This is a genomic window from Sulfurovum sp. NBC37-1 (assembly GCF_000010345.1).
Lineage (GTDB): Bacteria > Campylobacterota > Campylobacteria > Campylobacterales > Sulfurovaceae > Sulfurovum.
The window spans coordinates 204,609-228,021 of sequence record NC_009663.1 but is presented as its reverse complement, the minus strand read 5'-3'; the positions used below and the strand labels follow the sequence as shown (position 1 = coordinate 228,021).

Annotated in this window: 26 protein-coding genes; 3 read left to right on the top strand and 23 right to left on the bottom strand. The window is 44.3% G+C overall.

Going from position 1 to position 23,413, the window contains the following annotated elements; genetic code table 11:
* Position 1: 1 nt before the first annotated feature.
* From SUN_RS01180 to SUN_RS01140, 9 genes are all read right to left on the bottom strand, one after another.
* Positions 2-1,279: a homoserine dehydrogenase gene (locus SUN_RS01180; protein ID WP_011979918.1), complete on the bottom strand. Its 1,278-nt coding sequence runs from the start codon at positions 1,277-1,279 to the stop codon at positions 2-4.
* Positions 1,280-1,282: 3 nt separating this feature from the next.
* On the bottom strand, positions 1,283-2,506 hold the full coding sequence (locus tag SUN_RS01175) for an LL-diaminopimelate aminotransferase (protein WP_011979917.1): 1,224 nt from the start codon (positions 2,504-2,506) through the stop codon (positions 1,283-1,285).
* Positions 2,507-2,517: 11 nt separating this feature from the next.
* Positions 2,518-3,039, bottom strand: coding sequence for a hypothetical protein (locus tag SUN_RS01170; protein WP_011979916.1), 522 nt, complete (start codon positions 3,037-3,039; stop codon positions 2,518-2,520).
* A complete protein-coding gene (gene rlmB / locus SUN_RS01165) occupies positions 3,026-3,712 on the bottom strand; it encodes a 23S rRNA (guanosine(2251)-2'-O)-methyltransferase RlmB (RefSeq protein ID WP_041672827.1) in 687 nt (228 codons plus the stop codon). Before rlmB ends, SUN_RS01170 begins: the two co-directional genes overlap by 14 nt.
* A gap of 39 nt (positions 3,713-3,751) precedes the next feature.
* Positions 3,752-4,564: a 16S rRNA (cytidine(1402)-2'-O)-methyltransferase gene (rsmI, locus tag SUN_RS01160; RefSeq protein ID WP_011979914.1), complete on the bottom strand. Its 813-nt coding sequence runs from the start codon at positions 4,562-4,564 to the stop codon at positions 3,752-3,754.
* A gap of 88 nt (positions 4,565-4,652) precedes the next feature.
* Positions 4,653-4,853, bottom strand: coding sequence for a 50S ribosomal protein L31 (rpmE, locus tag SUN_RS01155; RefSeq protein WP_011979913.1), 201 nt, complete (start codon positions 4,851-4,853; stop codon positions 4,653-4,655).
* Between the two features lie 516 nt (positions 4,854-5,369).
* A complete protein-coding gene (locus SUN_RS01150) occupies positions 5,370-5,732 on the bottom strand; it encodes a c-type cytochrome (RefSeq protein ID WP_011979912.1) in 363 nt (120 codons plus the stop codon).
* Between the two features lie 93 nt (positions 5,733-5,825).
* Entirely contained in the window at positions 5,826-6,497 is a 672-nt protein-coding gene (locus tag SUN_RS01145; RefSeq protein WP_011979911.1) for a 16S rRNA (uracil(1498)-N(3))-methyltransferase, read from the bottom strand.
* Positions 6,481-6,906: a hypothetical protein gene (locus SUN_RS01140; RefSeq protein ID WP_011979910.1), complete on the bottom strand. Its 426-nt coding sequence runs from the start codon at positions 6,904-6,906 to the stop codon at positions 6,481-6,483. Before SUN_RS01140 ends, SUN_RS01145 begins: the two co-directional genes overlap by 17 nt.
* A 107-nt stretch (positions 6,907-7,013) precedes the next feature.
* Here SUN_RS01140 and glp point away from each other — a divergent pair, with 107 nt between their 5' ends.
* Positions 7,014-8,231: a molybdopterin molybdotransferase MoeA gene (glp, locus tag SUN_RS01135; RefSeq protein ID WP_011979909.1), complete on the top strand. Its 1,218-nt coding sequence runs from the start codon at positions 7,014-7,016 to the stop codon at positions 8,229-8,231.
* Between the two features lies 1 nt (position 8,232).
* Here glp and SUN_RS01130 read toward each other — a convergent pair whose 3' ends face one another.
* Together SUN_RS01130 and SUN_RS01125 are read right to left on the bottom strand one after the other, a co-directional pair.
* Positions 8,233-8,814: a 6-pyruvoyl trahydropterin synthase family protein gene (locus SUN_RS01130; protein ID WP_011979908.1), complete on the bottom strand. Its 582-nt coding sequence runs from the start codon at positions 8,812-8,814 to the stop codon at positions 8,233-8,235.
* Positions 8,815-8,912: 98 nt separating this feature from the next.
* Positions 8,913-10,130 (bottom strand): MFS transporter, encoded by a 1,218-nt coding sequence (locus tag SUN_RS01125; RefSeq protein WP_011979907.1) that lies wholly within the window; start codon positions 10,128-10,130, stop codon positions 8,913-8,915.
* Between the two features lie 138 nt (positions 10,131-10,268).
* On the opposite strand from SUN_RS01125, the gene SUN_RS01120 reads away from it, so the two are divergent.
* Entirely contained in the window at positions 10,269-11,006 is a 738-nt protein-coding gene (locus SUN_RS01120) for a sulfite exporter TauE/SafE family protein (protein ID WP_011979906.1), read from the top strand.
* On the opposite strand, the gene SUN_RS01115 is transcribed toward SUN_RS01120, so the two are convergent.
* The 7 genes from SUN_RS01115 to mnmG form a co-directional block, all read right to left on the bottom strand.
* On the bottom strand, positions 11,003-11,761 hold the full coding sequence (locus SUN_RS01115; RefSeq protein WP_011979905.1) for a 7-carboxy-7-deazaguanine synthase QueE: 759 nt from the start codon (positions 11,759-11,761) through the stop codon (positions 11,003-11,005). The genes SUN_RS01120 and SUN_RS01115 overlap by 4 nt on opposite strands.
* Positions 11,761-12,741, bottom strand: coding sequence for a GTP 3',8-cyclase MoaA (gene moaA, locus SUN_RS01110; protein ID WP_011979904.1), 981 nt, complete (start codon positions 12,739-12,741; stop codon positions 11,761-11,763). Before moaA ends, SUN_RS01115 begins: the two co-directional genes overlap by 1 nt.
* A 296-nt stretch (positions 12,742-13,037) precedes the next feature.
* Complete coding sequence (locus SUN_RS01105) at positions 13,038-13,943, bottom strand: c-type cytochrome (protein WP_011979903.1); 906 nt, start codon at positions 13,941-13,943, stop codon at positions 13,038-13,040.
* Between the two features lie 10 nt (positions 13,944-13,953).
* Positions 13,954-15,174 (bottom strand): cytochrome b, encoded by a 1,221-nt coding sequence (locus SUN_RS01100; protein ID WP_011979902.1) that lies wholly within the window; start codon positions 15,172-15,174, stop codon positions 13,954-13,956.
* A 10-nt stretch (positions 15,175-15,184) separates the two neighbouring features.
* The gene (petA, locus tag SUN_RS01095; protein WP_011979901.1) at positions 15,185-15,721 is read right to left on the bottom strand and encodes a ubiquinol-cytochrome c reductase iron-sulfur subunit; all 537 of its coding nucleotides are present in this window, start codon (positions 15,719-15,721) and stop codon (positions 15,185-15,187) included.
* A 148-nt stretch (positions 15,722-15,869) separates the two neighbouring features.
* Positions 15,870-16,727, bottom strand: coding sequence for a hypothetical protein (locus SUN_RS01090; protein ID WP_011979900.1), 858 nt, complete (start codon positions 16,725-16,727; stop codon positions 15,870-15,872).
* Positions 16,727-18,598, bottom strand: coding sequence for a tRNA uridine-5-carboxymethylaminomethyl(34) synthesis enzyme MnmG (gene mnmG, locus SUN_RS01085; protein WP_011979899.1), 1,872 nt, complete (start codon positions 18,596-18,598; stop codon positions 16,727-16,729). Before mnmG ends, SUN_RS01090 begins: the two co-directional genes overlap by 1 nt.
* A 113-nt stretch (positions 18,599-18,711) precedes the next feature.
* Between mnmG and ribE the strand changes: the two genes are divergently transcribed.
* Positions 18,712-19,329 (top strand): riboflavin synthase, encoded by a 618-nt coding sequence (ribE, locus tag SUN_RS01080; RefSeq protein ID WP_011979898.1) that lies wholly within the window; start codon positions 18,712-18,714, stop codon positions 19,327-19,329.
* Positions 19,330-19,364: 35 nt separating this feature from the next.
* Here ribE and SUN_RS01075 read toward each other — a convergent pair whose 3' ends face one another.
* From SUN_RS01075 to SUN_RS01055, 5 genes are all read right to left on the bottom strand, one after another.
* Positions 19,365-20,132, bottom strand: a complete 768-nt coding sequence (locus SUN_RS01075) for a tRNA (5-methylaminomethyl-2-thiouridine)(34)-methyltransferase MnmD (protein WP_011979897.1) — start codon at positions 20,130-20,132, stop codon at positions 19,365-19,367.
* Between the two features lies 1 nt (position 20,133).
* Positions 20,134-20,439: a hypothetical protein gene (locus SUN_RS01070; RefSeq protein WP_011979896.1), complete on the bottom strand. Its 306-nt coding sequence runs from the start codon at positions 20,437-20,439 to the stop codon at positions 20,134-20,136.
* A 1-nt stretch (position 20,440) separates the two neighbouring features.
* The gene (luxS, locus tag SUN_RS01065; protein WP_011979895.1) at positions 20,441-20,950 is read right to left on the bottom strand and encodes an S-ribosylhomocysteine lyase; all 510 of its coding nucleotides are present in this window, start codon (positions 20,948-20,950) and stop codon (positions 20,441-20,443) included.
* Positions 20,951-21,221: 271 nt separating this feature from the next.
* Complete coding sequence (locus tag SUN_RS01060; RefSeq protein WP_011979894.1) at positions 21,222-22,175, bottom strand: thiamine pyrophosphate-dependent enzyme; 954 nt, start codon at positions 22,173-22,175, stop codon at positions 21,222-21,224.
* Between the two features lie 2 nt (positions 22,176-22,177).
* Positions 22,178-23,410, bottom strand: coding sequence for a 2-oxoacid:ferredoxin oxidoreductase subunit alpha (locus SUN_RS01055; RefSeq protein ID WP_011979893.1), 1,233 nt, complete (start codon positions 23,408-23,410; stop codon positions 22,178-22,180).
* Between the last annotated feature and the right edge of the window lie 3 nt (positions 23,411-23,413).

The following is a 23,413-nucleotide window of genomic DNA, read 5'->3' as shown; positions in this document are numbered from 1 at the left end:
CTTATTTCTCTATACGCATCATAGCGATCTCGCCGTGTACCACATCGAGTTTCCAAAGTGCTTCGATCGCATTCTGCATCTTGCTCTCCTGGGTCTTGTGCGTTGTGAAAAGAAGCTTCGCGATCTCTTCGTTGTGGGTCGGTTTTTGAAGCATGGACTCTATGGAGATACCGAACTCACCCAGCGTAGAGGTGATGGCAGCCAATACCCCGCTCTGGTCATCGACTTCCAACCGGATATAGTACTGCGTCACGATCTCATCTTTGCTCAAGAGTCTGAGGCCACTCTCCAACCCTTTTTTATACCCGAGCATCGGTCCCTGGTTTCCACGCACGATGTCGACGATGTCAGCAATGACCGCGGAAGCGGTGGCATCGCCGCCGGCTCCCGGCCCGTAATACATCGTTTCGCCCACACGGTCACCTACAACGGTCACGGCATTCATCACGCCATCCACTTTGGCGATCATACTTTCCTGCGGTATCATGGTCGCATGTACACGCAGCTCCACACCGTTTTCACCATTTTCATCCTGTACTTTTTTGGCGATACCCAGCAGCTTGATCTCATAACCGAACTCTCTGGCAAAAGCCACATCGGTCTGGGTAATGTTCTCGATACCTTCTATGAGGATATCTTCCGGTTTGGCATCCAGGCCATATGCGATGGAAGCCAGGATCAGCAGTTTGTGCGATGCATCGAAACCACCCACGTCGAAGGTAGGGTCCGCTTCGGCATATCCAAGCTCCTGTGCTTCTTTGAGTATCTCATCATACTGCGCACCCTCATTGATCATTTTGGTAAGCATATAGTTGCAGGTACCGTTCATGATTCCCTGAATGGAGTCAATATGGTTGGCGGAAAGACCTGTTCTCAATGCACCGATCACAGGGATCCCTCCGGCAGTACTCGCTTCATACATCAAAGGGATATCTCCTGCGATCTCCTGAAGCTCGTAACGGTGGTAGGCAAGCAGTGCTTTATTCGCCGTCACTACCGCTTTACCGTTCTCCAAAGCTCTTTTGACCAGGGCATAAGGTTCTTCCACGCCACCCATCAGTTCCACGACGATATCGATCTCAGGATCATCTATGACATCTGAAGGATTATCGCTCAATACAATATCGACACCTCTCTCTTTGTTCAGGTTCTTGACCACACCCGATTTGACAACGATCTTCTTGCCGGCTCTTGCTTCGATGATATCACCGTTCTCTTCAAGTATCTTCGCGACACTTGCACCCACGGTGCCTACACCCAGAATTCCAATTTTGACCATCTTTTACTTCTTTGCTTCAAGTTCTTTCAGGAACTTCTTGATATTTTTTGCCGCCTGACGGATACGCTTTTCGTTCTCGATCAGCGCGATACGTACATATTCGTCACCGTACTTGCCGAATCCGACACCGGGACTTACCGCCACACCGGCATGGATCAACAGTTGTTTGGAGAACTCAAGTGAACCCATTTCCCGTGCCGCTTCAGGGATCTTTCCCCAGATGAACATTGAGGCATTCGGTTTTGCCAACGGCCAACCTGCGTTGCTAAATGCCTTGACCATCACATCACGCCTTTTTTCATAAAGCGGAATGATCTGTTTGACAGGAACATCATGATGCTCATTCAGCGCAACGGTGGCAGCTACCTGAATAGGCGTGAACATACCGTAATCCAGCCAGGACTTTATTGCCTGAAGTGCACTGATGAGTTTTTTGTTTCCAACCACGAAACCAACTCTCCATCCTGCCATATTGTAGGATTTGGACATCGTATAAGCCTCTACAGCCACATCTTTTGCCCCTTCTACCTCCATGATGGAAGGTGTCCTGTATCCGTCAAAGGTAATATCGGCATAGGCAATGTCAGAAATAATGTAAAAACGCTTCTCTTTTGCCAGTGCAACCAGTCTTTCATAGAACCGCGGCGTTACTGTTGCTGTTGTCGGGTTGTGCGGGAAATTCACTACAAGGAACTTGGCCTGCGGCACAGAGTTGTCCAGTGCCTCCTCGAGATCGGAAAGGAAACGGTCCTCATCCACCTCAAAGGTCTCCTCATTGAAGATCAGGTGCATCTTCTCGACATTCGCGCCTGCAAGAATGAATGCCTGAGAGTGGATCGGATAGGTAGGATCGGGTACGATCGCCACATCTCCGGGGTTGGAGATCGCCTGTACCAGGTGTACGTATCCTTCTTTGCTTCCCATGGTCGCAACGATCTCTGTATCCGGATCAAGGTCCGCATTGTACTTTCTCTTGTACCAGTCACTCATGGCCAGACGAAGTTTGTAGATCCCTTTACTGGCACTGTAACCATGTGTCTTGGAACGCTGTGCCACCTCACAGAGCTTGTCTATGATCGGCTGCGGTGTATCCGCATCTGGATTTCCCATGGAAAAATCGATGATATCCTGGCCTTTGCGTCGCAGATCCATCTTCAGATCATTGATCTCCGCGAACAGGTATTTTGGTAATCTGTTTATTTTTTCAAACTGTATTTCATCAAACATACTTTTCTCTCTTACTTATTTTCTGAACTGTTTATGTTATTATCGTTCTGTGAAGCGGCTGACTTATTATCTTCGGCTGCCAGAACATTTGTGATACTGAGTTCTTCATTGTCCACTTCCGTATTTTTAGGGGTTACTTTTTCTACACTGCTTGCTTCATTGAACGGCAGCAGTGCTTTTAGCTGAGACTGGTCATAGTTCTTGAAAAAGAACCATGAGGCATATCCCAGCAGGATAGGAACGATCAGCCAAAGCCACTTTGACCTTCCCTTCTTCTCTTCTATAATCGGGAGTCCCATCGTCACACTCTCGGCTAGACCATGTTGGTCATAATACGCCATGGCCTCTTCTTTGAGTTTGCTCAGGTTAACACCGTATTCCCTCTCAAGAATGGAGATGAATCCCAGCATCTTTACTTTTTTGATAGCACCGAAATCATTGTTCAGAAGATATTCCAGGTTCTCTTCTGAGATCTTTGTTCTTTCACTGATCGTTTTTGTGGTATTCTCTTCAAGTAATTCACTTAACTGCATAACCCATCCTGTGTATTAAAATTGCTGCTGCTGCACTGACATTCAAAGAATCAAATGCATGTTTCATCTCGATCGAAATGAGATGATCTATCTTACCCTGCGCCTTTTTGGAAAGCCCTTTGCCTTCACTACCCAGTATCAATGCCCGTTTACGCTCGAACTCCATCAACTGCACCGCGTCACCTTCCATCGCTGCACCATAGAGCTTGAAGCCTACCTGATGAAGCTCATTACAGACATCGAGGATGTTCGGTATCAGCAGGAACGGCATATCCAGCAGTGCCCCCGAACTCGTCCTTGCGATCGCTTCGAAGTTCAACTGCTTCACTCCAGTGGCGATCACGGCATCCGCACCCAGTGCATAGGCACTACGCACAATGGCACCGATATTCCCCACATCCGTCAACCCGTCGAGTATGACAAGAAAATCCTCTCTTTTCACGTCCGAAAGAGAAGGCTGTTCAAGTTCCGAGATCTCCAGAAGCAAGCCCTGATGATTTCCGCCTTTGCTCATGGACTGTGCCCATTTCTCTTCGAGGAACTTTATCTTGTCGTGGAACTGGTGAAAAAGCTTTTGCGGCAAGATCCCTTTTTTAGCGACATAAACAGTGCTGACAGTCTCAGGGTGTTTCTCTAAAGCATAGAGGCACACCTGCTTCCCATAAATAATCATAGGATAGATTTTATCCAATTTTTACTTGAGGGTGGTTTTCTAATGTTTAATTAAGGTTTCATACCACTCTTTGACAGGTCTGTCACTAAGCTGTGCCAGTAGTTTTGCCTTGACCTTCGGTGGTAGATCAAGCGTGAGAACTTCATCGAAACTGAGAGACTTGTGCAGGCTTTTTTTTGCTTTGATGACCACGACCCATTCACCGCGTATCGTTATCTCTTTAAAGTCATCTCTGAGGGATTTGGCATTGCCTCTATAGTAATGCTGATACTTTTTACTGATCTCTTTTGCCAGAAAAAGTTCACGTTCTGCATCCATCTCTACAATCTCGTCAAGCAGCTTCTCCAAACGATGAGGCGCTTCATAAAGCACAGTGTTATATCCGTTGTTCATTGCTTCACTCAAGGCAGAACTACGCTCTTTTCCCTTGTGGGGCAAAAAGGCGTAAAAGAGGAATTTTCCCTCTTCAAAGCCCGATGCCGCGTAGGCTGTAGTGACCGCTGATGCACCAGGAAGCACGTCGTATGCAATGGCATTTTGCTGACAATACGCCACCAGCAGCTGCCCCGGGTCGGAGATGACCGGCATCCCCGCATCGGAGACATACACCACCTCTTTGCTCTCCAGCACCTCACCGAACTGCGCAAGTCTCTCTTCACCGTTGTGTTCGTTGAAAGAGTGGAATTCCGCTTCGGGATACACCATGGCAAACCGCTCTTTAAGCAGTTTCAAAAGCCGTTTGGTATGGCGTGTATCTTCACACAGAAAAATTTCAGCCTTTTCAAAAATCTTCATAGCGCGAAGTGTGATATCCTGGGGGTTTCCGATAGGTGTTGGAACAAAGGTAAGCATAATATGACTTTAAATGTTTGGAAGAAGAAACGTCGGAAGAACCGAGCGTTTTTTACCCCGCAGCTTGCGGAGCAGTGCGTAAGAAAAATTAACCGAGGTTGTATTTTTTCTTAAACTTGTCTACTCTACCGGCAGCATCAAGGATCTTCTCAGAACCTGTGAAGAACGGGTGACATTCGTTACAGATATCGATGCTCATTTCAGGTTTGTTCGATCTTACTTCGAACTTGTTCCCGCAGGCACAAGTGACTTTACATTCCATATATTCAGGGTGAATACCTTTTCTCATGTTTGAACCTTTTAGTTTAGGGAACCTCTAATAATAGGTAATACCCGCAACATCTCTAGCTTTTGTCTAGGCTAGGCACTCTTTTGAAACCCTAGCCGTAGCTAAGGTAAAAAAGAATAACGACGCATAGGCGAAAGCTAGAGATGCCCAAAGGGTGGGCTTTGCAGACGCAATCTTGCACAAGATATTTACTTCGTCTTAGCTATGGCTAGGACTCATAAATCTTTTGCACAATCTCACATCTGCAAAGCCCATTGTGGGTATTACCTATTATTAGAGGTTCCCTTTATTTTAGTGACAGGTAACTAGCCTGTTCTAATGTATACACATTCTTCCACTGCAAAAGCAGGGGTCGCTGCAACGCTCTTTGGCGAGACAACTTTAAGGGCAGTATTATAGCCAAACATATTTAAAATATTATGAAATGTAACAAGGAATATGTTCCAAACAGGAAGAAAGAGAAGTCGAATACATATCAATAGGATATACTGAGAAGATCAGCATACCCTACCTGCATTATTTTAAACTGCTAATATATTTAGCAAGAGCACCAATTTGCATATCGGAAAGCTTAACGGTCTCATTTTTCATCAGCTCACTGCTTTTATGCATAGTATATGTTCCAATACCTTTGTCCTGATCTCTATATGCTCTTATCCTAAGTGCCAATATTGTTGCGTCTCTTCCCGCTAATGGTGCTATTCCTGGTTCAGGACTTTTTTCACCTTTTTCACCATGACAGAGTGAACATTGTCTTTTATAAATCGACGCAGCATTTATATCTTTTGCTGAAAATGCACCTGAATTGTTTGCCTGTGCAGCATCTGCCGCCATCAAACTCACACTTGCCAATAACGCTGTAAAAATAACTTTTTTCATTTTATAACCTTCATTTATTATATTAATATTTTATTGTAAGACATAAAATCTTAATTGTTTCTGAATATACAAAAGATGGAACTGGAAAAAATTTCAGAGAAGTGCCTTGGATGCCACCGCACAGACAGCACTTTCACTCTTTAAAACCAAAGGCGTATCAAATCCAAGTATCATCTCTTCATCAAAAAGAGCGACTTCATCTTCATGAAAACCGCCTTCACAGCCGATCACTATCGTCTCAATGTCTGCAGCACCCGATATAAAGTTATTTTCTGAGAAATTCAGCATTTTACTCTGGGGGTTCTCCGCCAGAAAAGATCGTAGATCTTCAGCCATTTCCAGCTGCATCATTTCAGACCTTCCTGATTGCTGTGAAGAGTTGAGCAGAATTTTTTCCAAACGCTTGAAGTCGGGTTTGAAACTTTTCTGGGAACGTTTACAGTAGATAAAGGTGATCTTTGCTACACCCATTTCATTGAGAGAGGGCAACACTTTCTCGATATTTTTGGGGTCTATGACACACCACCCGACATGCAGTACCTTGGATGCTTTGATTTCAAGTACAGTACTCTCCTCCAAAGTGAGGGTCGCAGAACGTTTGTCTATATGCGTGATGGCATAACGGTGCAACTGATTGTCATTGAGATTACGCAGATAAATGGTATCATCCGCCTTTTGACGGCGTACCTTGAAAAGATAACGATGTGCGTCACCTTCCAATGTCAGTTGCGGGCTTCCTGCCTCTTCGTTATAGAGATATTGCACCTTTGGCTTCCAGTATTTTAAATACGACCATGGCAACGACAAGGAAAACCTGTACTGAAGAGATCTTGATAAAAAGGCTTTTGAGCAGTGCATGTTTTGCCGGGTCTTCAACATCGGTGTATTTGATCACTCTGTATTTCTTGATCTCGATAAACATCATCGCCGTCCAGATAAGGATCATAAGAATAATACTGAACGTAAAACCGTAGTCACCCATGACCATTGCTACCAGACCCGTGAAGGCGATCATCGTTGCCAATGCCTGGAAGATCATCGTATAGATGAAACTTGCTTTTCTGAACTTCAAAGGATGTTTCGCCGTCATCATCGGGATGAAGAAACCCGCCACCAAAAAAGCTAAAAATATCTTGACCAATATACTGTGTGAAGCAATGACCTGTTCTACCATAAAAACTCCTGTTGGGGCCATGTCGCCCATAAATTAAAAGTGGATTATACCCTATTTTGATATAATCACTCCAAGTAGAAACAATCTTATCATATAAAGGTAAACTAATGGCTATCAGCATTTCCGAAGCCTTGGATATCGTCTATCAAAACACCCCTGTTGTTGATGACGAATGGATCCCCATTGAAGAGGCAGTGGGCCGCGTCATCAGTGAGGACTTGATCGCACAATTCGATCTGCCGCGTTTTGACAACTCTGCAATGGACGGTTATGCCGTTAAACAGAGTGATGCCGGCTCCTCCGTACCCTGCACAGAACATATCTTTGCGGGGGATGACCCTAAAAATGAACTCTTTGCGGGTTCCGCCATGAAGATCATGACAGGCGCTCCCATTCCAAAAGGATGTAATGCGATCGTTCCCGTAGAAGAGGTACAGGTCTACGAGGACAAGATCATTCTGCCTGTCTCCATCAAAAAAGATGCATTTATACGCTGGGCGGGAGAGGACATCAAGAGTGGTACTGTATTCCTTGAAAAAGGCGAAAAGGTCACGGCCTATACCATTGCCATGCTCGCTTCCCAGGGGATGAGCCATGTCAAGGTTAAACGCAAAGTCAGAGTGGCTGTCTTTGGTACAGGAGATGAGCTCAAACCACATTTTGAAAAGATCGAAGCCCATCAGCTCTATAATTCTAACACACCCATGTTCCTTGCACGCGCTAAGGAGCTTGGCTGCGAAACCCAATACATACGCAGCTCCAAAGATACCATACACGCGCTCCAGGAGGCGATCGGGCAGGCTTTGCATGCCGACATTATCATTACCAGCGGCGGGGTCAGTGTAGGGGACAAAGATTTTACCAAAGAGGCATTTACCCAACTGGGTATGGAACTCAATTTTGAAGGGGTGGAGATCAAACCCGGGAAACCTACAGCCTTTGGGAAAATAGGTAATACGGTCATTATCAACCTACCCGGAAACCCGCTGGCATCCATGGTCAACTATGAGATCTTCGTTCGTGCGGCCATTCGTAAAATGAGCGGTCTCAAAGCCCATTACCACAATACGATCGCAACCCCACTCAGAGAGACATTGAAGCTGAAAAAAGGAAAATTTACCGTTAAACTTGGCCATTTTGATGGGAAAAGTTTCGAGAGTATCACGCTTCAGATGCCGGGTATGGTTTCCCCTATGCAGGCTGCCGACGGGATGATCATCACAGAACCTGAAGTAGAACAGCTCGAAAAAGGGGCTTTGGTCCATATGCTCCCCATTGCATGGGAGTTGGTAAGTGAAAAAAAAGAAGATCTTTTTACACGTTAGACTACACCTTTTGGGGATTGAGTAGCTTCTCACCTTTCAGAAGTTTCTTCCAAAGTGCAGGATCACTCCACTCGGCCCTGACCTGCTCCGAGAAGACAATCTCTTCAAGTGCGATCCTTCCCATCAGTTCACTGTATGCATCTTCTTTGAACCCCTGGGCATAACCCGTTTCAGTCTCATGCACGATGATACTGTGAAGCTTCACCTCTTTCTCGCCGTTCTGCATTTCAGTACATTCAAGAACACGTTCCACCATCAGGTAGATCACACGGCTGAACTGTTCAGCAGACGGAGAGACGGGAAGCTCCACCCATCGGCTGCTGTAATGCTTCATCGCTTCAGTATAGGCAGAATCGTCTTTTGACCATAGTGTGATCGCATGATCAAAAGAATCGATCAGCTCTTTGATGTAGAGCTTGGTCAGGCCGAAGTCATACACCATCTGCCCATTATCAAGATAGTTCGATTCAAGCAGCACCTCCACCTTATAGGAGTGCCCGTGGATATTCTCACTGCAGCGTCGGGTAGAACAGTCACGTACAATATGAGCATTCTCAAATTTAAAAAGTTTTCTGATCAGCATTGCTTTCCTCAATAGGTGTGTATATGGCTCTGATTTTAACCAATATAACTTAAGGGCACCTCTAATAATAGGTGACACTCACAACAGTATAGTCTTATTTATTTAATTCCTTTTAATTGTTTACTGATTAAAAATCCGATACTCAAAAACAGGATACTTAAAAGATATATCACCGTATAACTGCCTACGAACCTTAAAATGATCCCTCCCAATACCGGGAAGAAAAGCCCCAGGGAACTGATATTTGTCTGTAGTGCCGTATAGATAGGTCGTTTCTCTTCAGGAGCAATTTCAATCACCAGATTCATCCCCGAAATACTGAATCCGTCCAAGGCAATACCAAAAAGTAAAAAGATGACTGCATACCAATAGACACTGTTGGCAAATAATGCAATAATAAAAGCAGCCATCATAAAGAGGAAACTGAGTGAAAGCATTTTTTCATAATCATCGACCTTTCTCCATAAAAAACTGCTGCCCAGAATACTGCCTGTCATTTGAACTGTAATAAATCCACCCAGCATCCAACCCGTGAGCGTGAAAGTACTGTTCGCATTGAGGATCACAAAAGGCATAGAGAGGAAATAGCTGAAACTAAGGAAAATTGCAAGAATCTGCTGCTGTAGTCTTTTGTCTTCTTTGAGTATTACAGTCGCATTTTTAATAAATGTTCTAAAATGTTTTTCCTTAATGGAAACATTCTCCTTGACAGGCTCTTCTATCGTTACAAACGTCACAAAACCTATGACCATAAAGAGACTGCTTACCATGAACAGATAAGCATAGTTAAGCGGTGCATCATAGTGATTAAGCACGTATCCCGCAACGCCTCCGCTGATGATAGAGGCAACAGAGCCTGCCACCTGTCTGTTCGCCATCGTTTTACCACGATATTTTCGGGAAAAGAGTTTGGCTTGAAGTTCTTTGAAATAAATGGCACCGAATCCTGCTGAAAAAGAGAAGAAAAAGAGCCCCAAACCTATGAGAAAAAGGGTTAGCGGTTTATTACTGTCACCGATAAAAAAGATACTCAAGCCTATGGAGAACCAGGAAATCCAGCGAAAGAAAAAGACTTTCCCCAGATAGGGAAGCACTCTTTTATAGGCTTGTGCATGAAAGGCTGCGTAAAGCTGTACCATAATCGCCCCGCCACGAAGCAAAGAGGCAAAAATACCTACGACAATAACACTGTTACTGAAGTGGTGCACCATTAGAGGAAGAATAGTTGAAGGTTCTGCGATGGTGATCGCCAAAGCCAAAAAGAAAGCGTGTATTACATTCTTGTAATTATTTTTAGGGTCATCTATTTTAAACATACAATCATCCATCCTGGCTTTACTACATCTGAAAATTGATAATCAGGATGATATTACTCCGATTTAAATATAATTTTCCTTATAAAATATTAGTTACTTATATTTTTTATTATTTCAACTTATTTTAGGAAGATGCTTATGCATGATTATCTTATCTACAGCAGTATTGCCTTTGTACTCTCCACTGTTTTCTCCATGGGAGGAACCGGTTCGGGAATCGCATTGATCCCTGTACTCAACTTTTTTGGCATAGAATTTATTGTCGCAAAGGCAACCGGTCTCTTTGCCGGAGCCTCTACTACCATAACTTCAAGTATAATGAACATAAAACGTAAAGTACTTGACTTCTCTTTTATCTGGCCTATTGCACTTATGATGCTCATTTTTGCACCGATTGGAGCCTACAGTAGCCAATTTATCAATGAGAGCCTTGTAAAATCTCTCTTTATTCTGCTTCTTTTTTACAGTGCAAGCATGATGATATTCGGAAAGAAAAAACCTCTCACACATACTAAAGGGAAAGCGATACTGTTTATAGTAGGAGCGTTTGTAGGATTTTTGGCAGGACTGCTTGGCGTAGGAGGGGGTAATATTTTAATGCCGTTGCTGATACTGCTGGGATTTGATCCTAAGAAGGTAGCGGTAACGGTCAGCTCTGTAGTACCCTTTGCGGCACTCAGCTCCTTCTTTACCTATGCCAGCTATGTCAAGCTTGACTGGATACTGCTTATCTGTGTGATGCTTGCTTCCATTGCCGGAGGGTACATTGGAAACTACCTCATGCATTTTAAGCTTGATCAGGCGAAAACCAAAAAACTTATGGGGGCTATACTTTATATATTGGCAATTAAAATGCTGTATAAAATGCTGTTTTAGACACCCTGCGTCGTATCAAAAACCCTGATATGCAGTCTGTCACTGTAGCGAAAATTATGTTTCATACAGAATTCAAAAACGGCTCTGTCATTTTTCCAGATCGTATCTCTGCTTTCACCTACAGGCATACAGAAGACTTCCAGCTCAGGCAGTATCTTCCTTATTTCATTGATCTCTTCGAACGCTGTGGTCTCAACAAGCTCTTTATCGATCGTAAATTTCAAAAAGGTCTCTTTTGAATAGGACTGGAGATTTTTCAGTGCCTGCGGGATGACACGCTTTGAGGCAGGTTCTCCACTGTTGGCAAGTTTTAATGAAAGTGCGAAAACACATGCTTTGTAAGCGGGAAACGCATCAAAGTCTATCTCGATCGTTCCATTGGTCTCAAAGGTGATCCGTACACCTCTGTCAACCAGCCAGCTTACAACTTCATAAAATACACTGTCGCTATGATACATCAAGGGCTCACCACCTGTAATGACGACATCCGGTGCATAGCCTATCTGTGTGAACTCCTCTTGAAGCCTGTCGACCAGTATTCTGCTGTCATCCACTTTCTTCCAGGACTTTGCATAAGCACTGTCCACAGCAAAATAGGTATCGCATCCGTAACGGATTTCTCCGTCAACTTCATATGTTGCGCCAAAGCCCGGACAGGAGAGGTTGCATCCCCCCGTTCTTAAAAAGTAGGAAGGTACCCCTGCATATTTCCCTTCACCCTGAATGGAGAAAAATTGTTCGGTCAGGTAGAACATCAGCCGCCGGTCTCATAAAAGGCACGGCTAGAGACTTCCTGCCCTTCTTCGAGTTCACCCTCGATCCAGCGGTTCTCTTTGGGTTTGTCTTTCAGCACAGTCGCTAAAACCTGTGATGCTTCCTCGATATCACCCTTTTTGACCGCTTCAGCAATACTCAAAGCCTCATCGAAGTAAAGGCATGGGATCAAAAAACCCTCTGCTGTCAGCCTAATACGGTTGCAGCTCTCACAGAAATCATGCTTGTGCGGATCGATAAGGCCAAACTCATAACCGTTCTCTTCGATGGTATAGTTAAATGAAGGACTGGCACCCTCACGCCCCAATGCATGGATAGTGTATTTCTCTTTGACCTTGGAAAGTATCTCCTTGCCATGCATACCTTTGAGTGCTTCCAGAGCATGGCGGTTCTCCATATACTCGATGAAACGGATCTTGATATTGCGATCCATACAGTATTCCATCACATCCAGGATCTCATTATCGTTGATACCCTTGAGCGGTACCATATTGATTTTGACACCCAGTCCCACTTCCAGGGCTTTGTCTATACCTTTAAGCACTTGACCCAGAACATCTTTCTGCGCGATCTGATGTGCCACTTCAGGCTTAAGAGAATCGAGCGAAATATTCAAACGCTTCAATCCGGCATCTTTGAGCTTTTGCGCCGTCTGCGGAAGCAGATACGCATTCGTTGTCAATGCCAGATCGATATCGGGTTTGTAGTCATGGATCATCTTGATGAAACTGTCCAGATCCTCTCTGAGTAGAGGCTCACCTCCGGTGATACGTATCTTGTTCACACCTTCATCCATAGCCACTTTCATAAACAAAAAGAGTTCTTCAAAAGAGAGGAGGTTCTCTTTTGGTACCCATGAAAAAGGTTTCTCCGGCATACAGTACTGGCATCTGAAGTTACAGCGTTCCGTTACAGAAACACGCAGATAGTCCACTGTCCGGCCATGTCCGTCTATTAGCATAATCATCCAATATATTGATTTTTGTTAGGGTATCCAAATGTAGATAAAAAGGGGATGATTTATATCAATAAGGAAGTAGGAAGTAGGAAGTAGGAAGTAGGAAGTAGGAAGTAGGAAGTAGGAAGTAGGAAAATTTTCAGATGTTGCGTTAATTGAAACTTAAAAAATTTATTTTGTGGTAGTTTGCTGTAAATTTGGGCTAATGGGATTTATGTAGTGAGAAAGCTTACATTGAAGTAAGTGACCGAACGGAATAAATTCCATTCGGTCAAAGTTGCAGTGAAATACCGCAAAAATTAGTGGTGACCTTTCCACATTGCTTTCTTCCAACCATACGCAAGGAACGTAAAGATAAAGAAGAACGCAAGTACCCATGGTCCAACCGCTTTTCTTTTTGGTGCACTCGGATCACCTGTCTCTTCAAGGTAAGTAAATACTTTTTCCATACCTTCCTTATTCAATCCGACTCTAGGCATCGCTGTACCAGGTAGCTGTGACTGAGGATCCTCTATGAACGTATGAAGGAAATGCTCAGATCTCGCTCTGATGATAATAGAGAGATCCGGTGGCAATTTACCCATATAGTCTGCCAGTTTGTTCTGGTAGACACCCAAATTCTTCTTGAAGTCAAGTGCTGCAAGATCTACACCGGTTTTGATGTTAGACTTTGTCTTAGGCACGTCACCGATCTGTGTCCATTTGTCATATCTGTTCGCATGACAACGTCCACAGGCAAACTCGTACCCTTCTTTTGCTGTCGCCTCTTTGGGTGCGATAGACTTAAAGTAGGCAACGATATCTGCCGCATCCTGCTCACTACCAGCACTTGGAGGCATTGCAAAGTGCTTGGACTTTGTCACTTCTGCCGGATTAAGCAGGAAGTGGGCAAAGAACTTTTCATCCAACATTGCTCCTGCAAGGCTAAGATCAGGTGGATTAACACCGTAAGCCTGCGCAGAAGCGACTGCATCCATAGGTGCAGGCATATTTTTTACTTTGATAGAGTGACATCCCACACAGGCAGCAGCTAAGGCTTCACCTTTTGCTGCATCACCTTTTGCCGCTACCGGCTTCAAGTCACTGTATTGCAGGTTGTCACCCTCGACATGCTTGTGCATTTGAGAATGCGCGAACGGTTCAACACCCCAATAAAGTATGAGAGTAAAGACTGCTACAATTCCAAATATTTTTAATTCTTTCATTCTCTACTCCTTATAGTTTTTTTTCTTTGGCTGTAATGATCGGTAATGCGATCCACAATGCCATAAAGGTCAATGCTGCGACCAAACCAACCGTACTCCAGATACCTTGCGGTGGCAATTTACCCATGAATGTCAATACGATCATGTCAATCAGCAGTGCCCAGAACCAGTACTTGAACAATCCTCTTCTGCTAGCAGGAGCAACATTCGGGCTTCTGTCCAGGAACGGAAGCGTAAAGAAAATCACCTGTGCTATGGCAAACGCGATCAGACCAATGTTAGTTGAGAATGGTCTCAGGATCTCATACGACCAGAGGAAATACCATTCAGGGTAAATATGTGTCGGTGTCTTCAGTCCGTTTGCCGGATCAAAGTTTACCGGGTCCATCGCAAATTCGAAATGGTAGAATACCAAATAGAAGAAGAGGATGAAGTAAATACCCATCACAAAGACATCTTTACTCAAGAATACAGGGTTGAAAGGAATCACTTTGGATTCTTTCACATTACCTGCTTTATACTGCTCGGCAGCCTCTTCAAAGTCAAATTCCTCACCGTCCTGGTTATTAACGTGTGGGATTCTGAGTGTACCAAAGTGAAGTACGATCACACCGATAATTGCCAACGGTACAAGAAGTACATGAAGCATGAAGAATCTGTTCAGGAACGCCTGTCCTGGAACATAGTCTCCTCTGATCCACTCAACAAGGAAGTCTGCGTGCAGTCCACCACCTGAGAAGAGGTTGGTAATAACCATACCTGCCCAGTAAGACATCTGTCCCCATGGAAGCATATATCCGGAGAAAGCCTCTGCCGAGAAGAGTACGAAAAGCAGCATACCTGATAGCCAGATAAGCTCTCTACCTCTCTTGTATGAGCCATAGTAGATACCTGTGAACATGTGAATATAGATGATCAGGAATACGATCGACGCACCCACACCGTGGATATGTCTCCATAACCATCCATACCCTACTTCGGACATGATTGTATAGTTTACAGAATCAAAAGCCAAATTAACATTTGGCTGATAATACATCAACAGGAAGATACCAGAGATCAGAAGTATTCCAAATGTAGCAGCGAGTACCATACCCATTGCCCAAAGGAAGTTGATGTTCTTTGGAATCCAATATTCAGTTGAGAGTACACGCTTAAGTGTATCTACAGCAAGTCTTTCGTTCATCCATTTATGGCTGAACGGTTTTGCATTTTCATCAAAATGTGCCATTTATCCCTCCTTATACCGGTAATGTTGTGCCATCAGCCAACATTTTTTCATATTCCGGGCCAGTTTCACCAAGAACAAGCTTTGTACCGTCTATTCTAAATGGAGGAATATCCAACCCTCTTGGCGGCGGTGCTTTTGTTACCATACCTGTGTCATCATACGTACCACCATGACAGGCACATAAAAAACTTTTATCTTCCGGATTATATCCAGGAATACAACCCAGGTGAGTACATAATCCAACGCAGACCATATAGTGTGCACCATTGATCGCTATAAGTCTTTTTTTATCCACATCGGTTGCTTTAGCCATCATCTCTTTAGACTGTTTCAGAACAAAGATCGGTTTCCCTCTCCATTTTTCTGTCACAAGTACATTGTCTTGTGCATCTTTTAGGTCTATTGTTGTAAACCCTGCTGCTTTAACGCTTGGCAATGGATCCCAAGTACGTTTCATCGCATACAGTGCGCCAATACCGCCCAAGGCAGTAAAACCACCCAAAGCCATACCCATAAAGTCTCTACGACCTTTTGTATTTTTAGCCATACTAATTCCTTCCTTCTATATTTTTAGCTATTTATTATAGGAGATTTGTACTTAAATAGGATTGATTTGTATCAACTACATTATAAAGGCTTCTTATAATTATATGAAATAACTATATTTGCCATACTTTTTAATAAATTGATCAATTTTACTTATAGATTTGAGTTATTTTACTGATGGTAAATCGTTCTATATTCTGTTCGGCTGCTCTCATATCATTCCCCAAAGCTTCTTTTACTCTATCTAAATCAAACCCCTCGACTATACCAATACCATACCTTTTCAAAAGCTCTACAGGATAAAGTGCTTCCTTCCCCAGATCGATATATACCACTTTGGCTTTGGCAGCTTTTGCCTCAAGTGCTGTCTGTGCCGAAGCGGTCACCACAGTACTGCTGCTTTTTATCAGGTCGGTATATTCATCGGGTTCATGCAGTGTGGAAAAAAGCTTTGCCAGCTCATCTTCATACTTGACAAAAAAGTAGTTACCCAGCAGTAACTCCATCTCAAAAGCCTGAAAAAAAGATGCATTGTTCAGAATAGTCTTATCATGATCCATGTCCTGCAGGAAGAAGAGTATACGGTCTTCTTTGTCTTCTGGCTCAAAATAGGTATCATCCACAATGACCGCACTCAGACACTCATCATCTTTACAGTCAACCCTGAAAAGGGTTTCTCCATGGATCGACCTGTCCTTCTCATCATGTTCGAAACGCCAGACATGTTTGAAGTCGGAACAGTATTTTACCAGTCTGCCATGGTCGTCCTCATTCGAATCGATGATCACCGAATCCCCGGTAACGGCAACTGCATCGATGTCCTGGATCGTCTCTATCGTGACATATTCACCGATCCCCAGGTCTCTGGCGGCAAGCCCTGCCCTGAAATCATTCAGCAGCAGTCTGCACTCGATTCCCTCTTTGGCAAGTCGCTTGATGACAGCCGCAGCTCTTCTTAGTCTGTCCAGGCCTATTTTGTGTCCTGTGTGTGCATAGTAATATAACATTAGATCTTTCCTTTTTGTGACATTTTGATATAAACATGTATAATTTCCAGCGCTGCCGGTGTCACACCGGATATCTCGGAAGCTGCGAAGAGTGTCGTCGGATTGGCTTTTTCAAGTTTTTCCACAATCTCGTTGCTCAGTCCCGAAACATTTTTATAGGTAAAATCCTCAGGTATCTTGATCTTGAGCATATCTTTCATCTGATCGATCTGCATCTGCTGTTTCTCGATATAACGGCTGTATTTGGCTTCTACCAGAATTTGCCCCATCACCTCATCATCATATTTGTCGAATTCCGGCAAAAGGGAAACCAGTTTGTCTCTGTTAAAATCACCACGCCCGATCACATCGATCCAGCAGGTCCGGTCATTGATCTTCACCGCACCGATCGCTTCAAGTTTGGCGAGGAACTCTTTGGTCGGTGTTACGTAATTCTCTTGCAAATAATTCAAGGCTTCTTCAATATTTTTCTGCTTCTCTTCGAATTTGGCGATATACGCATCATCGAGCAGTCCCAACTCTTTTCCGTATTTGGAGAGTCTCATATCCGCATTGTCCTCACGCAGCAGCAGTCTGTACTCCGCACGACTGGTGAACATACGGTAAGGCTCTTTGGTCCCTTTGGTGACCAGGTCATCGATGAGTACACCGATATAGGCTTCATCCCGTCTGAGGATCAGCGCTTCCTTTCCCTGTATGCTCAAAGCAGCATTGATCCCGGCCATCAGCCCCTGTGCAGCAGCCTCTTCATAGCCGGTCGTTCCGTTGATCTGTCCTGCCGTATAGAGCCCTTTGATCTTCTTGGTCTCAAGGGTATGTTTCAATTCTGTAGGGTCCACATAGTCATACTCTATGGCATAACCGTAACGCACAATCTTGGCATTTTTCATCCCTTCGACCGATCGGACCATTTCCAACTGCACATCGATGGGCAGGGAAGTACTCATACCGTTGATATAGTACTCCGTCTCATCGATCGTCTGTGGCTCGACGAAGATCTGGTGTCTCGGTCGGTCCCTGAAACGGTTGATCTTGTCTTCGATACTCGGACAGTAACGCGGTCCTACTCCTTCGATCTGCCCTGAGAACATCGGTGCTCTGTAAAAGTTGCTTTCGATGATCTCATGCGTTCTTTCATTGGTATAGGCGACATAACAGGGAAGCTGTTTGGGGTTGAAGGTACTTTTATCCGTCCTGAAGGAAAATGGCGGTGGTGGTGTATCGCCCGGCTGTACTTCCATCACGGAAGTATCGACCGATTTGGCATCGATCCTTGCACAGGTACCTGTCTTAAGCCGCCCGATATTCAGTCCAAGCCCTTTAAGATACTCTGCCAATTCCACAGAAGCGAACTCTCCCTGTCTTCCTGCTGTCTGCTTTTTATCTCCGATATGGATAAGCCCGTTAAGGAATGTTCCAGCCGTGATGATCACTTTGGAAGCCGTATATCTGTTGCCAAGCTGTGTCGTCACCCCCTTGACTTCACCCTCTTCCACGATCAGCCCGTCAGCTATCTCCTGCTTGACATCGAGGTTCTCCGTATTGAGTACCACATTGCGCATATAGATACGGTATTCATCCATATCGATCTGGGCACGTGACCCTCTGACCGCAGGTCCTTTTGAAGCATTGAGGGTACGGAACTGTATCCCGGTAGCATCGGTACAAAGCCCCATCTCACCGCCAAGTGCATCGACCTCTCTAACCAGGTGCCCTTTGGCAAGCCCACCGATGGCTGGGTTACATGAAGAGGCACCTATTTGTTCCGCCAAAATAGTGATGAGCAGTGTTTTCACACCCATACGTGCAGAAGCCAATGAGGCCTCTATGCCTGCATGACCGCCGCCGATAACTATAACATCGTAATTCATAAAATATCCTACTGTTTTTCTACAATCCACACTCGTAGCGTGGGCAGGAATGCCCACGCTACAAACTATTTTCGCTATAATTAGCGAATTATATCTAAATTAATTGAGGTCAAATGTTTACAGGACTTATCCGCGAGATCGCCACTGTCAAAAGCTACAAGAACAATGTTCTTACCATTCAGTCAAAGCATAAAGCCAAAGTGGGTGACTCCATTGCCGTCAACGGTGTCTGCCTGACCGTCATCAAGGTCAATAGTGACGGTTTTGACCTGGAAGTTGCAGATGAAACCCGTTCGATCGTGCCGGCAGAAAAGTTTCAGGGCAAAGTCCACATAGAGCCTGCCATGCAGATGAATGACCGTTTCGAAGGTCACATCGTACAGGGACATGTGGATTGCATAGGTGAAGTGACACAGATCACCAAACGGGAGAACGGAACAGATTTCATCATCAAAGTGAATCCCAAATATATCGCACATATCATTCCCAAAGGTTCGATCACCATTGATGGTATTTCCCTGACTGTCAATGATGTTTATGATGACGGTTTTCGTATCACCATCATTCCGCATACACTGGAAAATACTTTGATAAGAAGCTATAAAGTGGGGACCAAGGTCAATATCGAGACTGATGTCTTTGCCAGATATATCGACCATATCCTTGCCCACAGGTCATCCAAAAAATCTATGAGCTGGGATGATGTTGACAAGATACAGATGTCTTTTTAGATTGCTACACGTAGGTCGGGTGTCCCTACCCAGACCTACACGTAATCACAGCCTTTCATGCTTCGGGCTGTGGGATTCCGCTCCTTCTTCAACTCCATGTCTATGTATTCCAACCCATCTAGCATTTTCAGACTTGCTACCGTAGAGAACCGCATCATTTCCGCACGGTGTACAAAGATATAAAATCCATTTTCGTACAGTCCCAGACGGACAGCCGCTGCGGTTGAGTAGGTAGTGAGTATCGCATCATCCTTTGAGACGGCTCTGATATCACGAAAATGTTCGTAGGTCCAGAGCAGTGGATTATGCGCAGGGGAAAATGCATCCTGATAAATGATGTCTATCTTCTCATTGATTTTGGGAATACTCTCTCTTGCATCTCCGGGGAGTATCTCTATTTTAAACTGTTCATCTTCATAGTAGAGATCTTCACTTAGCACCCGGATGATGGTTTTGAGATCATCAAATTCAGGAGGGTATCCAAAAGAGTGGAGAGAATGCACAAGCGCAGTATCGAATTCCGGGGAGAGGATATGCACCTTGGTATTCAAGCAGTTTTTTTTGATGTAGTGCAATGTGGCAAAGGTGTTGTATCCCAATCCGAAACAGATATCCAGAATCGTCAGTTCTTCTTTGTCTTTACTCAGATTAAGGGCCGGTTTTACATGTTTTTCCAAAGATTCATGCAAAGCACCGTCTTTGGTAGAATGATACGGTTCATCAAACTCTTTGGAGTAAAGGGTGTTTGTACCGTCTTCGCAGAGAACGATCTCTTTTTGAGGACGTAATGTTTCATTATACAAGTTACAATCCGATCTCATCCAATTCTTTGAATTTGAATGCTTCAATAATATCTTCAATGCTCTCTTCTTCCCGCACGACCAAGACCATCATCCCTTCATTCATATAATCGATATAGTTCTCGAACTTGTTGGAAAGAATAATAAAATCAACCCACTCCCCTCCAAGCTCATCAATAGCGTTGTAAAACTCAAGACTCTTGACCTTCCCTTCATCAAAATCTACCAAAGCCCACTTGGTAGCTTCAAGCTGTGGCATGATCTTCGATGCTTTGCCATTGTCACTGTCCACGGGGATCCAGATGCGCATCTTACAATCCTTTTAAAAGTTTTTTGCTGAGTTTCAACTTCTTGTTATTCATAATACCAATACCTCTGTCTAACACGTTTTGTGCGATCTCCTTAGCCTCTTTAAGAGAATGCATCTTGTAGGAACCGCACTGATAGACATTGAGTTCAGGGATATCCTTCTGCGACTTCACATTCAAGACATCTTTCATCGATGCTGCCCAGGCTTTGGCAACTCTTTTAGGTTTCGGCGTACCCAGAAGAGACATATAGAACCCTGTTCTGCACCCCATAGGTGAGATATCGATGATCTCCACTTTTTTGGAGTTGAGATGCTCTCTCATGAAACCGGCAAAAAGGTGTTCAAGCGTATGTATCCCTTTGGAAGGCATTCTCTCTTCATTTGGTTTGCAGAAACGCAGGTCAAAAACGGTAATGTCATCTCCGCATGGGGTCTTCATTCTTTTCGCAACTCTCACTGCGGGAGCGATCATTCTAGTGTGGTCTACTGTAAAACTGTCTAATAGTGGCATGGGTTTTCCTTGTATAATTTTTCAAATTATAACGGAAAAAGTGAAGAGTGAAGAGTGAAGAGTGAAGAGTTGATTGAAAAATGGTTGATTTTTTAAAAAAGTGGCATATCCAAAGGATCTAAAGATTACTTTTTCTCGTATGTAAGATTTTGTGTTAATTTGCTGTAGATTTGATCGAATGGCGTGAGTGGAATGAGAGAGCATACATCAAGTATGTGACCGAATGGAACGAAGCCATTCGATCAAAGATTCAGTGAAGTAACACGAAAGATTATATGCGCGCTTCTTCGCGGCGCTGTAGCATTGTCCAATACTCATCAATATCTTTCTGTATTTTCTCGATCACATGTTTGTTCTCAGGCTTGAAGAGATGTTTGTAACGTCCCTGAGCCCCAAGGTAATCTTCTACTTTCAGTACATTTTTAGGTCTATAAAGAATGTTAAGTTCATGGCCGTCAATAATTTCATAGAGCGGGAACATCAATGTATCTGTTGCCAGGTCAGTCAGGAGAATCGTATCTTTTGGATCGAATTTCCATTCTGTTGTACATGGAGAGACCGTGTTGATGAAACAAGGCCCTTCTGTTTCAAGTGCTTTCTGGAAACCTTTTGCCATAGACTTCCACTTGTTCGGAGCCAATTGTGCAACATATGGCGCACCATGTGCAGCCATAATAGCGACAAGATCTTTTTTCTTCTCTTTCTTACCGTAAGAATGTGTTCCTGCCTGTGCTGTAGATGTTGTAGCACCAATAGGTGTTGCTGACGATCTTTGACCACCCGTGTTGGCATAGTTCTCATTGTCAAGACAGATGTACGTAAAGTCATGACCTCTTTCTACCGCACCTGAAAGCCACTGGAAACCGATATCGTATGTAGAACCGTCACCACCAAAAGCGACAAACTTTACCGGAGCGTCATTGTCCTTGAGCGTACCTTTTTTCTTTCTTGCTTTATACATTGCTTCCGCACCGGTTACCGCGGTTGCAGCATTCTCAAACCCGATGTGTATCCACGAGGTATCCCATGAAGTGAACGGATAAACCGCTGTAGATACTTCCAGGCATCCTGTATTGGAAGAGATGACAAGGTTGTCATCTGTACAATTCATAAGTTCTCTGACGATCATAGAGTGGGCACATCCCGGACACAGGGTATGTGCACCCTCAAATCTGTCATTATTTGTCGAAAATTCTTTTAAGTTCTTAATTGATGTAATAGCCATGATTAACCTCTTTGTGTTTGGAAGTATCCAAGGTGTGGACCTCTAAGTCCTGAGAACTGTTGGATATCTGTTGTAATATGTCCAGCATCTGCATTTGCCTGCTGCTCTTTAAATATTCTTTTTGCTTCATCGATGGAAAAATCACGTCCGCCAAGACCGTAGATATAGTTCGTTACAAGCGGTCTCGTATCTGTTGAATAGAGTGCTGCGGACACTTCGTTGAAGAAGGCCCCCATCGCACCGCCTGGGCTTGACCTGTCCAGAACGGCGATCGCCTTGGCACCTTTAAGTGCTTCTCTTACCTGATCGAACGGGAACGGTCTGAATACTCTGATCCCAACTACACCCGCTTTGACACCTTCTTCTCTCAACTCTTCCGCTGCCACAATTGCCGTCTCAACCGTACTACCTAGTCCCACGATAACAACATCGGCATCTTCCATCATATAGGTTTCAACCCTGTTGTATTTTCTTCCGCTGAGTTTCTCAAATTCGGCAAAAACCTCATCGATAACCGGGCGTGAATCCATCAGCGCTTTATGCTGCTTCGCTTTATGCTCAAAGTGCCAGTCTTCTTCCGTCTGTGCACCGTACGTCACAGGTCTGGAGAAATCAAGAAGATCATCAACCGGCTGAAAATCACCGATGAAGTTATATGCCGCCTCATCTGTCAACGGATAGATATTCTGAGCCGTATGCGAAGTGATGAATCCGTCCTGATGTACCATGACCGGCAGTCTTACCGAGTGGTCCTCACCAATCTTAAATGCACATAATACCAAGTCATAAGCTTCCTGTGCATTGAATGCATCTATCTGGATCCAACCGGAATCTCTACCAAGATACATGTCGCCATGGTCACCACGTACATTCAACGGCGAAGCCAATGCTCTGTTTACCACGTTTAGTACGATAGGGAGTCTCATGCCGGATGCCTGGTATAGTACCTCGACCATAAGGGCGAATCCCTGAGAAGAAGTAGCCGTAGCGACACGTCCGCCTGCTGCAGAAGCACCTACACATCCGGACATAGCTGCATGTTCAGACTCGACCATTACATATTCACCGTCAACATATCCGTTCGCTACATAGGCTCCATAATTTTCAACAATAGGGGTTGAAGGCGTAATAGGATACGCCGCAACAACATCAATCTGTGCCTGTCTCAGTGCCTGGGAAGCAGCATAGTTACCGTCCCAGACTTCTCTGTCATTTAAATCAAATTTTTCTGCCATTAC

Excerpts from the sequence above, each read along its gene's own strand:
- SUN_RS01180 (WP_011979918.1), bottom strand. The coding sequence starts at position 1,279 with ATGGTCAAAATTGGAATTCTGGGTGTAGGCACCGTGGGTGCAAGTGTC.
- SUN_RS01175 (WP_011979917.1), bottom strand. The coding sequence starts at position 2,506 with ATGTTTGATGAAATACAGTTTGAAAAAATAAACAGATTACCAAAATAC.
- SUN_RS01170 (WP_011979916.1), bottom strand. The coding sequence starts at position 3,039 with ATGCAGTTAAGTGAATTACTTGAAGAGAATACCACAAAAACGATCAGT.
- rlmB (WP_041672827.1), bottom strand. The coding sequence starts at position 3,712 with ATGATTATTTATGGGAAGCAGGTGTGCCTCTATGCTTTAGAGAAACAC.
- rsmI (WP_011979914.1), bottom strand. The coding sequence starts at position 4,564 with ATGCTTACCTTTGTTCCAACACCTATCGGAAACCCCCAGGATATCACA.
- rpmE (WP_011979913.1), bottom strand. The coding sequence starts at position 4,853 with ATGAGAAAAGGTATTCACCCTGAATATATGGAATGTAAAGTCACTTGT.
- SUN_RS01150 (WP_011979912.1), bottom strand. The coding sequence starts at position 5,732 with ATGAAAAAAGTTATTTTTACAGCGTTATTGGCAAGTGTGAGTTTGATG.
- SUN_RS01140 (WP_011979910.1), bottom strand. The coding sequence starts at position 6,906 with ATGGTAGAACAGGTCATTGCTTCACACAGTATATTGGTCAAGATATTT.
- glp (WP_011979909.1), top strand. The coding sequence starts at position 7,014 with ATGGCTATCAGCATTTCCGAAGCCTTGGATATCGTCTATCAAAACACC.
- SUN_RS01130 (WP_011979908.1), bottom strand. The coding sequence starts at position 8,814 with ATGCTGATCAGAAAACTTTTTAAATTTGAGAATGCTCATATTGTACGT.
- SUN_RS01125 (WP_011979907.1), bottom strand. The coding sequence starts at position 10,130 with ATGTTTAAAATAGATGACCCTAAAAATAATTACAAGAATGTAATACAC.
- SUN_RS01120 (WP_011979906.1), top strand. The coding sequence starts at position 10,269 with ATGCATGATTATCTTATCTACAGCAGTATTGCCTTTGTACTCTCCACT.
- SUN_RS01115 (WP_011979905.1), bottom strand. The coding sequence starts at position 11,761 with ATGTTCTACCTGACCGAACAATTTTTCTCCATTCAGGGTGAAGGGAAA.
- moaA (WP_011979904.1), bottom strand. The coding sequence starts at position 12,741 with ATGCTAATAGACGGACATGGCCGGACAGTGGACTATCTGCGTGTTTCT.
- SUN_RS01105 (WP_011979903.1), bottom strand. The coding sequence starts at position 13,943 with ATGAAAGAATTAAAAATATTTGGAATTGTAGCAGTCTTTACTCTCATA.
- SUN_RS01100 (WP_011979902.1), bottom strand. The coding sequence starts at position 15,174 with ATGGCACATTTTGATGAAAATGCAAAACCGTTCAGCCATAAATGGATG.
- petA (WP_011979901.1), bottom strand. The coding sequence starts at position 15,721 with ATGGCTAAAAATACAAAAGGTCGTAGAGACTTTATGGGTATGGCTTTG.
- SUN_RS01090 (WP_011979900.1), bottom strand. The coding sequence starts at position 16,727 with ATGTTATATTACTATGCACACACAGGACACAAAATAGGCCTGGACAGA.
- mnmG (WP_011979899.1), bottom strand. The coding sequence starts at position 18,598 with ATGAATTACGATGTTATAGTTATCGGCGGCGGTCATGCAGGCATAGAG.
- ribE (WP_011979898.1), top strand. The coding sequence starts at position 18,712 with ATGTTTACAGGACTTATCCGCGAGATCGCCACTGTCAAAAGCTACAAG.
- SUN_RS01070 (WP_011979896.1), bottom strand. The coding sequence starts at position 20,439 with ATGCGCATCTGGATCCCCGTGGACAGTGACAATGGCAAAGCATCGAAG.
- luxS (WP_011979895.1), bottom strand. The coding sequence starts at position 20,950 with ATGCCACTATTAGACAGTTTTACAGTAGACCACACTAGAATGATCGCT.
- SUN_RS01060 (WP_011979894.1), bottom strand. The coding sequence starts at position 22,175 with ATGGCTATTACATCAATTAAGAACTTAAAAGAATTTTCGACAAATAAT.
- SUN_RS01055 (WP_011979893.1), bottom strand. The coding sequence starts at position 23,410 with ATGGCAGAAAAATTTGATTTAAATGACAGAGAAGTCTGGGACGGTAAC.